The following is a 9,956-nucleotide window of genomic DNA, read 5'->3' on the forward strand; positions in this document are numbered from 1 at the left end:
GCAGCATTGGGCATCAGGATCATCGCTCCCATGCCAGGAAAAGGCACTATTGGAATTGAAGTCCCCAATAAAAACCGGGAATTGGTACCTGCTAAATCTGTATTGGGCACAGAAAAATTTATGAAGAGTGACAAGGATCTTCCTGTCGCTTTGGGCAAAACCATATCCAACGAAGTTTTTGTCATAGACCTTGCCAAAATGCCCCACCTGCTGATGGCCGGTGCCACTGGGCAAGGAAAATCGGTTGGACTGAATATGATCCTTGCTTCATTGGTTTACAAAAAGCATCCGGCCCAGCTAAAGTTTGTTTTGGTAGATCCCAAAAAAGTGGAATTGACCCTTTTCAATAAAATTGAACGGCATTTCCTCGCTAAATTACCCGGTTCCGAAGAAGCCATTATAACAGATACCAAAAAAGTAATCTATACTTTGAATTCTCTGTGCATAGAGATGGACAGACGCTATGACTTGCTTAAGGATGCTGGCTGTAGAAACCTAAAAGAATACAATGCCAAATTTATTGCTCGGAAATTGAACCCCGAAAAGGGACATCGCTTTATGCCTTATATCGTGTTGGTAATAGATGAGCTAGCAGACCTGATGATGACGGCAGGTAAGGAAATTGAAGGTCCTATTGCACGATTGGCCCAGTTGGCAAGGGCCATTGGTATACACCTGGTAGTCGCTACACAAAGACCATCAGTCAATGTTATCACGGGTATCATCAAGGCGAATTTCCCTGCAAGATTATCTTTCCGTGTAACATCTAAAATTGACAGCCGTACCATTTTGGATTCCGGCGGGGCCGAACAGCTTATTGGCATGGGGGATATGTTACTTTCCCATGGTTCAGATGTAACCAGGCTGCAGTGTGCATTTTTAGATACGCCAGAGGTAGATGCCATTTGCGACTGGATAGGGGAACAAAAAGGATATCCTGATGCCTACTTACTTCCTGAATTTGAAGGAGAAGATAGTGATAGCGGTATAGGAGATATCGATTTGGCTGACAGAGATCCTTTATTTGATGATGCAGCAAGAATGATCGTCATGCATCAGCAAGGAAGCACCTCTTTGATCCAAAGAAAATTAAAACTTGGATACAACAGGGCCGGAAGAATCGTTGACCAATTAGAGGCAGCAGGTATTGTTGGTCCCTTTGAGGGCAGCAAAGCCCGAGAAGTTTTGATCCAAGATGAAGAAACTTTGGAACGGTTATTGAACGGCTTGTAAAAACAAAACAATACCCAAGTTAAGCCTTAAAAAAAATCAAAATGTTTTATAGAGTAGTATGGATTGTTTGTCTTTTTGGGCTCCTTACTCAGACTGCTTACAGTCAAAAAGATCCAAAAGCCAAAGCCATTTTAGACGCTGTCAGTCAAAAATACCAATCCTTAAAAGGCATGAAAGCCAATTTTGAATTTTCTGATGGAAGAATGCAACCAAGAACGGGAGAAGTAGCCATCAAGGGAGAAAAATACAGGATCAAATTACCCGAACAGGAAATATTTAATAATGGAAAAACAGTCTGGACCTTTATCGAGTCCGGTACCTATAAAGAAGTGACCATCAACAATGCCAGCGACATGGGAGACGAGCTTACTCCATCCTCTGTCTATAACATTTACAAAAAAGGTTACAATTACCAATTACTGGGGGAACGCACAGAAAATAAAGTTGTCCTTCAGGAAATTGAGTTGCTCGCCGAAAACCCCACAGCACCATTTAAACGAGTCGTTTTGACGGTGGACAAAGAAAAGAAAGACCTCTTAGGATGGGAAATCTATGATGACCAGGGAGATGTCTTTAAATATAAATTTACCGGACTTGAAACCAATACGGATATTCCTGATGCCTATTTCAGCTTTGATCCAAAGGAATATGGAAAGGTAGAAATTATAGATTTGAGGTGATTTTAATCCCGCTGCACATGCGGGATTATTTTTTATCCCTACTTTTGGGAAAATACCCAAAATATGAACCGAAAAGCAATCTTTGAACAGATCCAAAAAAAAGCCTCTTTTTTATGCGTGGGTCTGGATACAGACCTTTCCAAAATCCCCAATCACCTGCTTCAGGAAAAGGATCCGGTTTTTGAATTCAACAGGCGTATCATCGATGCCACAGCTGATTTTGCGGTAGCGTACAAACCCAATATTGCCTTTTATGAAGCCTTGGGGCCTAAAGGTTGGGAAAGTTTGCAAAAAACCCTGGATTATATCCCCAAAGATATTTTCACCATTGCCGATGCCAAAAGAGGAGATATCGGCAATACTTCTTTTTTGTATGCCAAGGCATTTTTTGAAACCATGGAATTTGATTCGGTTACGGTGGCTCCATACATGGGCGTGGACAGCGTCCAACCATTTTTACAATTTAAAGATAAATGGGTGATTCTATTGGCCCTTACTTCCAATGAAGGCAGCAAGGATTTTCAGCTTCTTCATTCCCAAGATGGTAAACCGCTCTTTCAGGAAGTTTTGGAAAAAAGTTCCATATGGGGAACACCAGAAAACCTGATGTATGTGGTAGGTGCTACAAGAGGAGAGAAAATTGCTGAAGTAAGAAAGATTGTGCCAGACCACTTCTTCCTTGTCCCCGGTGTCGGAGCCCAAGGTGGCAGCTTGGAAGAGGTTGCCAGATATGGCATGAACAGGGAATGCGGCTTACTCGTAAATTCTTCCCGGGGTATTATCTATGCCGGAAAAGAGAAAGATTTTGCACCCGCTGCTCAATTGGAGGCTAAAAAGCTGCAGCAGGAAATGGAAAGCCTTTTGAACAAATATTTATAAGCAGCTTAAAATTCAATTTACCTATTCGGACAGATAATAACCGGCCGGTCAGAGATTGCACATCAGTCCCTGATGGTATCACCCCTCCCATTTAAGCCGAATTAATCGGATAATTTAAATCCAACTATTCCTTCACTAGAAAATTTATGGTAATTTAAGTGCTGGTTAACAGAACAGTAACTTTAATTTTTAAACCGTTTTTTCGCTATGGATTTTCAAGAAAACTTTCTTCATGCGGTCTGGAAGTACCAATATTTTGACAGGAAAAATCTTCAGACCACGCTGGGCCAGCATCTAGAGATCAAAAAAATCGGATTTCATAATTTCCATGAAGGGCCAGACTTTCTGGAGGCCCATATCTTTATAGGGAATATGCAATATCATGGCAACATTGAAATCCACAGAAAATCATCTGACTGGATAAGCCACAGACATTCTGATGATTCAAATTACAATGCCGTCATTCTGCATGTAGTTTTTGAACACGACCGCCCTATACTTCAGTCGGATGGCACGGAGATCCCAACATTGGAGCTGAAGGGCAGGATTTTTCTTGATGTGATCAGGAATTATGAAAGGCTGAGTGAAAGCAAAGATGATATTCTCTGTGGCTCAAGACTAAAGGAAACACAGGATATTATCCGCTATTCCATGCTGGAAAAAACGCTCATTGAACGGCTGGAAATCAAATCAGACCAAATCCTTTCCATCATGGAAAATACGAAAAACGACTGGGAGGAAACTGCTTACAGATGGCTTTTTCAGTGTTTTGGCTTCAAAACAAATGCCAAGGCCATGTTCAGACTTGCCAATGCTGTTCCATATAAAATCCTTAAAAAACAAGGGGATAAACCCCAGGTTTTAGAGGCCATACTTTTTGGTCAGGCAGGCTTGCTTCTGGATATTGGAGAAGATGAATATGCTGATCATCTTCTTTCTGAATACAGTTTTTATCAAAAAAAATATGGTTTAAGACCGGCTCTTTTCCTTCACGATTGGAAATTTATGGGTGTAAGACCGGGCAACTTCCCGCATCGTCGGCTTGCACAGCTCGCAAAAATCCTGGCCACAAACAACTCCTTATTCTCGGTTGTACTTGATTGTTCAAAGGAGATTGCGCATTTCCGCAAAATGTTTCAAGTCAACCTGGATCCCTATTGGGAACAGCATCAGAAACCTGGGGTTATTTCGAAGAAAAAGCTAGCACCCACTTTAAGTAAAAACACTTTTGACTTATTGATCATCAATTTTATAAGCCCATTATGGTACAGCTATGGAAAATTCATGAATGAAGCACATTGGAAAGAAAAAGGCTTTGACCTACTTCAGGACATCAGTCCGGAAAATAATTTTGTTTCAAGAAAATTTGAGAAAATCGGTTGGCAGGTACAAAATGCCTTTGATTCACAGGGAATGTTGGGGCTTTACCATATTTATTGCAAAGAAAAACGCTGTATGGACTGTAAAATTGGACAGAATCTTTTGAAGCCACCTAAAGTTGGACTTTTGTTTTAAACTTTGATTTGCCGTACTTTTGGGCTCCAATTGAAAAGAAAATGGATAAACCGGTAATCATCTTAGGAGCAAAAGGAATAGCACATCCTGCTTTGGAAATTTTCAACAGCAACCAGGTCATTGTTTACGGCTTTCTGGATGAAGATGAAAAATTGCATGGCACTGAGATTAATGTGGTACCCATATTGGGACATCCAGAAGATGATGGCTTCCTAAAATTGATAGGCAAGAAATGTGAAGCTTTCGTAGCAGTTGATGACAATAGATACAGGCAGTTTCTGGTTAAAATGCTCAATGAAAAAAGGAAAGTGCAACCTGTCAATGCCCTCCACGAAAGATCATATATATCCACTGACGCGAGTATCGGACATGGGAATTTTGTCAATGCCCAAGTGACCGTTGGAGCAGGCGCAAAAGTAGGAAGTCATTGCATTCTCCATTCAGGTGCAATCATTGACCACACCTGTGAATTGGAGGACTTTGTTCAAATTGGAGCAGGATCCGTCATCAATTCCGGTGTTAACATTAAGGAAGGTGCATTTATAGGTTCAGGAGTTACCATTGTTTCAGGCATTACCATCGGCAAAGATGCAAGGGTAGGTGCTGGTTCAGTGGTCATAGCAGATGTAAAGAATGGAGAAACGGTCTTTGGAAACCCTGCTTCATCAATCAAAAAATAAATTATCCAATTCAGTTTACAACCAAAACACCCTGCCGGAAACAGGGCTTAAGTTATGGAAAACAACAATTACAGCATCCTTCTTTATTATTGCTATGCCCCCATAGAAGACACAGAGGCATACAGAGAAGCGCATCACCTCTTCTGCATTGAAAACAACATCAGAGGAAGAATCATTATCTCCCCCGAAGGCTTGAATGGAACTGTTTCAGGTCTCAAGGAAGATTGTGAAAAGTACATGGCTTATATCCATGCAGACCCGAGATTTGCCAAAACAGAATTCAAAATTGAATCCCATAACAAACATGCTTTTGCCAAAATTCATGTGCGTGTCAAACCTGAAATCGTCCATAGCAGCCTGCGCCATATTGATCCAAATGTAAAAACCGGGAAACATTTGGCTCCAGAAGAATTCAAGGCTTTAAAAGACCAGGAAGATGTGGTGATTTTAGATGTAAGGTCCAATTATGAGCACGAATTGGGCAGGTTTAAAAATGCCATCACCCTGGATATTGACAACTTCCGTGATTTCCCTGAAAAGGTAAAAGAGCTGGATCATTTGAAAGGTAAAAAAGTACTGACTTATTGTACAGGTGGCATCAAATGTGAAAAAGCCTCCGCTTTCCTCTTAGAGCAAGGCTTTCAAGATGTGTATCAGTTACACGGGGGAATCGTCAAATATGGACTGGAAGCAGGCGGTGAGGATTTCGAAGGCAAGTGTTATGTTTTTGACAATAGAATTGCCGTTGATATCAATAAGGTCAACCCTGTGGTGATTTCCAATTGCCATGTGTGCGGTACCGAATGTGACCGCATGGTCAACTGTGCCAATCCATCATGTAATGCCCACCTACCAATCTGCGAAAAATGTGGATGGGAAATGGAAGGCGCTTGCTCCACAGAGTGCAAGGAGCATCCTGAAAAGCGTCCTTATGACGGCACTGGCTATTACCAGAAAAACACCAATGGCTATAATCCATACAAAGGGCTTTTCAAACGCAAAGACAAAGAAAAAATTAAAGAATTATCGGATGAACAAAAGGATTCCAGAGTCAGAGCTGATCATTAATTCGGACGGAAGTATCTACCACCTCAATTTGAAGCCAGAGCACCTGGCTTCAATTGTTATAGCAGTAGGTGATCCAGATAGGGTGAAAAAAATCTCGCAACACTTCGATAGCATTGAATTTGAAATTGCAAAAAGAGAATTTGTCACCCATACCGGATATTATAAGGGAAAAAGAATGACTGCTATCAGTACGGGAATGGGAACAGACAATATTGAGATTTTCATGACAGAGTTAGATGCCCTCGTCAATGTTGATTTCAAAACCCGCTTGCCAAAAGAAAATCATACTTCCTTGGATATTATCCGAATCGGGACTTCCGGAAGTATGCAAAAAGATATACCGGCAGGTTCCCTTTTGGCTTCTGCTTATGGCATAGGATTAGACACCTTAATGGCATTCTATCATACCAATTATTCAGATTTGGAACAAAAGATAGGTGCAATCATCCAAAAAGAATTGAATCTATCATTCACTCCCTATTGCATCCAAGGCTCAAAAAAGTTATTGAAAAAAGTAGGGGAAGGCTTATTCATCGGAAATACGGTCACCTGTCCCGGATTTTTTGGACCACAAGGAAGAGAAGTCAGGATCAAACCTGCTATTCCCGATATTATAGAAAAACTGAGCAATATAAGTTTGGATGACTTTCGGCTCACCAACTTTGAAATGGAAACTGCAGGATACTACGCCATGGGCAGGTTATTGGGGCATGAGGTCATGAGCTTGAATGCCATCATTGCCAACCGGATTACCCATGAATTTGCTAACAATGCTTATGATATCGTGGATGACCTGATTATCCAAACACTTGATAATATTGTTCAGGATTAGGTGATCCGATTAAACACAGCTGTTTCAAAAGGTCAATCACTTGAAATAAACCAACCATTCATGTAAGCATACTACTGTACAGCCTTCTTATAGGTGTATTAATGTATATACACGTTTTTTCTGAACCAGCTCGACTGTAGCGCGTTATGTATAGTAGGTGTTTATGGATTTAATCGTGATTTGATAAAACTTAATCATTTAAAACGGTTTAATTTAAATCCCAATTAATTGGAATTTTATTTGGAAAATAAGTTAAAAATAACTCAACAAACCTTCCAACATAAAAATAATCCTATTAATCAGAATTATAGTCTGCAATTCTGAAATTTTCCAACTATTAAAAAAATTAAAAATGAAATCTGTTTTATCTTATTTTGGAGTATTATATATCCTTTTCTTCAGCCTGGACATTCAGGCACAAACTTTTACGATAAAAGGTAATGTCAGTGACAGAGAGTCAAACCAACCCATGGAATTTGCCAACATAGCTTTATTGACTGTTGGGGATTCATCCCTTGTTACAGGGGGAATGAGTGATTTGGATGGTACTTTTTCTTTTGATACAGAACAGACTGGAGATTTTTTGTTAAGGGTAGGATTCATTGGCTATGATAATTATTTCAGAAAAATCACATTAGGCGATAAAGCAGTATTGAATGTAGGCAACTTAAGAATCATGCCTGACGCAACCAACTTGGAAGAAGTGGTGGTAGAAGGGGTGACTTCCATGTTTGAAAGCGATATTGATAAAAGACGGTACAACATAGAAAACAGTATACTTGCCCAAGGTGCATCAGCTTCGGAACTTCTGGCTACTTTACCTTCTATACAAATGGATGACGAAGGAGAATTGACCATGCGGGGTTCTGGAGATATCTTAATTTACATCAATGGAAGACCATCAAATATTTCAGGAGATGGGATTGAAGCCGTTTTATCTCAATTTCCTGCAAACAGTATTGAGAGTGTGGAACTTATCACCAATCCTTCTGCAAGGTATGATGCCACAGGATCTGGAGGTATCATCAATATCATTCTGAAAAAAGATGAAAAAATCGGTTTCAATGGCCAAAGCCAGGTATCAGTTGGCACAAGAGATAAATATAACTTCAACGTAAATTTAAATTATGGAAAAGATAAGGTGAATTATTTTGCCAGTTATAATTATCAAAACAGGAGATTATTCAGAGAATCTGAAGGAAACAGAGTTTCTACAATTCCTGGAATATCACCTGAACTTGACCAGGATTCCTATGGTGAAAACATTAATATATCCCATTTGATCAGGGCAGGACTTGACTACAATATTTCCCAAAATGGAACCTTGGGATGGTATATCCAGGGAAATATCAGGGAAAGAACTGGAGATAACCTACTCAATCAAAGATTTTTGAATAACCAACAACAATTGGACAGTCTATTTATTAGAGAAAATGAGGAATCCAATTCAAGTTACAACATAGAAACTGGAGTAACTTATGGATTAAATCTTGACACACTTGGCCAACGTATTTTTACTTCGTTGTCGTACTCCAGAGACTCTAGAGATGAATTAGATTTCTATTACCAATCTTTCTTCAATAATTTGATGATGGAAAACCCGGAAAATTTTCTCCAACAAGATTTACTTAGGGCCCAAACTTCAAATCTTCTGGTATTTCAATTTGATTATATTAAACCATTTGCTTCCGGTGGAACCTTTGAGGCCGGGCTAAAAGGTACATTCAGTGAATGGGATAGGAGACAGAACTTTTTACAGTCTGATGCCTCCAATAATTTCATACCTACTGAGAATGATACCATTTCAAACACTTTCAACTTTAGGGAAGATGTGTATGCCGCTTACCTAAACTACAGTAATGCTTGGGGAAAGTTAAGTTATCAAGCTGGCTTAAGGGCAGAGTACACAGAGACTAATTCGCTGACTGGAAATACCAATAGCACCTTTGTGAATAATTATTTCAATTTATTCCCAAGCATTTATGGCGTTTACAATTTAGGAAAAGACCAGGATCTGATTTTAAATTACAGTAGAAGAATTTCAAGACCAAGACTATGGGGCTTAACTCCATTTTATAGAGTAAATGATCCCCTTAACCTACAAATTGGTAACCCCACACTTCAACCAGAATTTACAGATAGTTTCGAAGCAGGCTATCAAAAAGGCTGGGCAAATTATTTGTTAAGTGCGACAGTATATCAAAGGTTTTCAACAAATGTTCAAAGCAGAATTACAGAACTCTTCGATAATAATGTCTCAATTACTACCCGTGAGAATGCGGCGAGAAGAAACAATACAGGATTTGAAATCATCAATCAAATTCAGTTGGCAAGCTGGTGGGATGCGACTTTAAGTGGTAATTTCTTTTATTCAGAAATCATTGCAGATAATCTGGAAAGACCCTTTATTAATTCAAATTTCAGTTGGACTTTGAATTTATTGACGAATTTAGCCATCCCAAATGTGGTGAATTTTCAGATGCAAGCCAATTACAGAGGCCCTATTGTAATCCCTCAGGGAGAAATTGAACCCATGTACAGCATAAGTGCAGGATTAAAAAGGAATGTATTTAATAACAAAGGCACCTTCAGTATTAACGTTAGCGATATATTCAATACTCAAATCTTCAGAATCAAAACCAGCGATGAAAGATTTGAACAGTCAAGATTATGGAACAGGGAAACAAGAATTGGGACAATTGCATTTACCTATAGATTTGGTGGATTTAAAGAAAAAAACGGAAAGGAAAGAAGCCGAGAAGACATGGAGAGCGATATGGATTTTTAGTTAAAGTTGCTCAATCACCCCCAACCCTTTAAATGAATTATTTAAAGGGTTTTTTTTATGAAAACAGTTTTATTTGTGATAAACTTCCCCAGATATGGTCCAGTCCGTCAAAGCAAAAGAAATCATTCAAAGTTTAACATACCTGGCAGATCCTGTCAAAGCAAAATTTTTACAGGGCTATTTCAAAACCGGAAAAGGAGAATACGGTGAAGGGGACAAGTTCTTAGGCGTTAAAGTCCCAGAACAGAGAAAAATTGCTGGGCAATTTTGGAAAGATGTCA

Annotated in this window: 9 protein-coding genes; all 9 read left to right on the plus strand. The window is 39.4% G+C overall.

What is annotated here, in order from left to right; all coding sequences use genetic code 11:
• Nucleotides 1-1,233, plus strand: a 1,233-nt coding sequence (locus QZT73_RS03475) for an FtsK/SpoIIIE domain-containing protein (protein WP_291786629.1), incomplete at its 5' end; no start/stop codon positions are given.
• Nucleotides 1,234-1,274: 41 nt separating this feature from the next.
• Nucleotides 1,275-1,913 carry an outer membrane lipoprotein carrier protein LolA gene (locus QZT73_RS03480; RefSeq protein ID WP_291786630.1) on the plus strand — a complete coding sequence of 213 codons (639 nt, stop codon included), beginning with the start codon at nucleotides 1,275-1,277 and terminating at the stop codon, nucleotides 1,911-1,913.
• A gap of 63 nt (nucleotides 1,914-1,976) precedes the next feature.
• On the plus strand, nucleotides 1,977-2,792 hold the full coding sequence (pyrF, locus tag QZT73_RS03485) for an orotidine-5'-phosphate decarboxylase (RefSeq protein WP_291786632.1): 816 nt from the start codon (nucleotides 1,977-1,979) through the stop codon (nucleotides 2,790-2,792).
• A 207-nt stretch (nucleotides 2,793-2,999) separates the two neighbouring features.
• Nucleotides 3,000-4,307 carry a DUF2851 family protein gene (locus tag QZT73_RS03490; RefSeq protein ID WP_291786634.1) on the plus strand — a complete coding sequence of 436 codons (1,308 nt, stop codon included), beginning with the start codon at nucleotides 3,000-3,002 and terminating at the stop codon, nucleotides 4,305-4,307.
• A gap of 41 nt (nucleotides 4,308-4,348) precedes the next feature.
• The gene (locus tag QZT73_RS03495; RefSeq protein ID WP_291785590.1) at nucleotides 4,349-4,987 is read left to right on the plus strand and encodes an acetyltransferase; all 639 of its coding nucleotides are present in this window, start codon (nucleotides 4,349-4,351) and stop codon (nucleotides 4,985-4,987) included.
• 54 nt (nucleotides 4,988-5,041) lie between these two features.
• The gene (locus QZT73_RS03500; RefSeq protein WP_291785588.1) at nucleotides 5,042-6,055 is read left to right on the plus strand and encodes a rhodanese-related sulfurtransferase; all 1,014 of its coding nucleotides are present in this window, start codon (nucleotides 5,042-5,044) and stop codon (nucleotides 6,053-6,055) included.
• Nucleotides 6,018-6,887, plus strand: coding sequence for a nucleoside phosphorylase (locus tag QZT73_RS03505; protein WP_291785586.1), 870 nt, complete (start codon nucleotides 6,018-6,020; stop codon nucleotides 6,885-6,887). Before QZT73_RS03500 ends, QZT73_RS03505 begins: the two co-directional genes overlap by 38 nt.
• Before the next feature lie 352 nt (nucleotides 6,888-7,239).
• Entirely contained in the window at nucleotides 7,240-9,675 is a 2,436-nt protein-coding gene (locus tag QZT73_RS03510; RefSeq protein ID WP_291786635.1) for a TonB-dependent receptor, read from the plus strand.
• Nucleotides 9,676-9,769: 94 nt separating this feature from the next.
• The coding region (locus tag QZT73_RS03515; protein WP_291786637.1) for a DNA alkylation repair protein at nucleotides 9,770-9,956 on the plus strand (187 nt) is incomplete at its 3' end.

Source organism: Cecembia sp. (genome assembly GCF_007126775.1).
Lineage (GTDB): Bacteria > Bacteroidota > Bacteroidia > Cytophagales > Cyclobacteriaceae > Cecembia.

Excerpts from the sequence above, each read along its gene's own strand:
- pyrF (WP_291786632.1), top strand. The coding sequence starts at position 1,977 with ATGAACCGAAAAGCAATCTTTGAACAGATCCAAAAAAAAGCCTCTTTT.
- QZT73_RS03510 (WP_291786635.1), top strand. The coding sequence starts at position 7,240 with ATGAAATCTGTTTTATCTTATTTTGGAGTATTATATATCCTTTTCTTC.
- QZT73_RS03480 (WP_291786630.1), top strand. The coding sequence starts at position 1,275 with ATGTTTTATAGAGTAGTATGGATTGTTTGTCTTTTTGGGCTCCTTACT.
- QZT73_RS03500 (WP_291785588.1), top strand. The coding sequence starts at position 5,042 with ATGGAAAACAACAATTACAGCATCCTTCTTTATTATTGCTATGCCCCC.
- QZT73_RS03505 (WP_291785586.1), top strand. The coding sequence starts at position 6,018 with ATGAACAAAAGGATTCCAGAGTCAGAGCTGATCATTAATTCGGACGGA.
- QZT73_RS03490 (WP_291786634.1), top strand. The coding sequence starts at position 3,000 with ATGGATTTTCAAGAAAACTTTCTTCATGCGGTCTGGAAGTACCAATAT.
- QZT73_RS03495 (WP_291785590.1), top strand. The coding sequence starts at position 4,349 with ATGGATAAACCGGTAATCATCTTAGGAGCAAAAGGAATAGCACATCCT.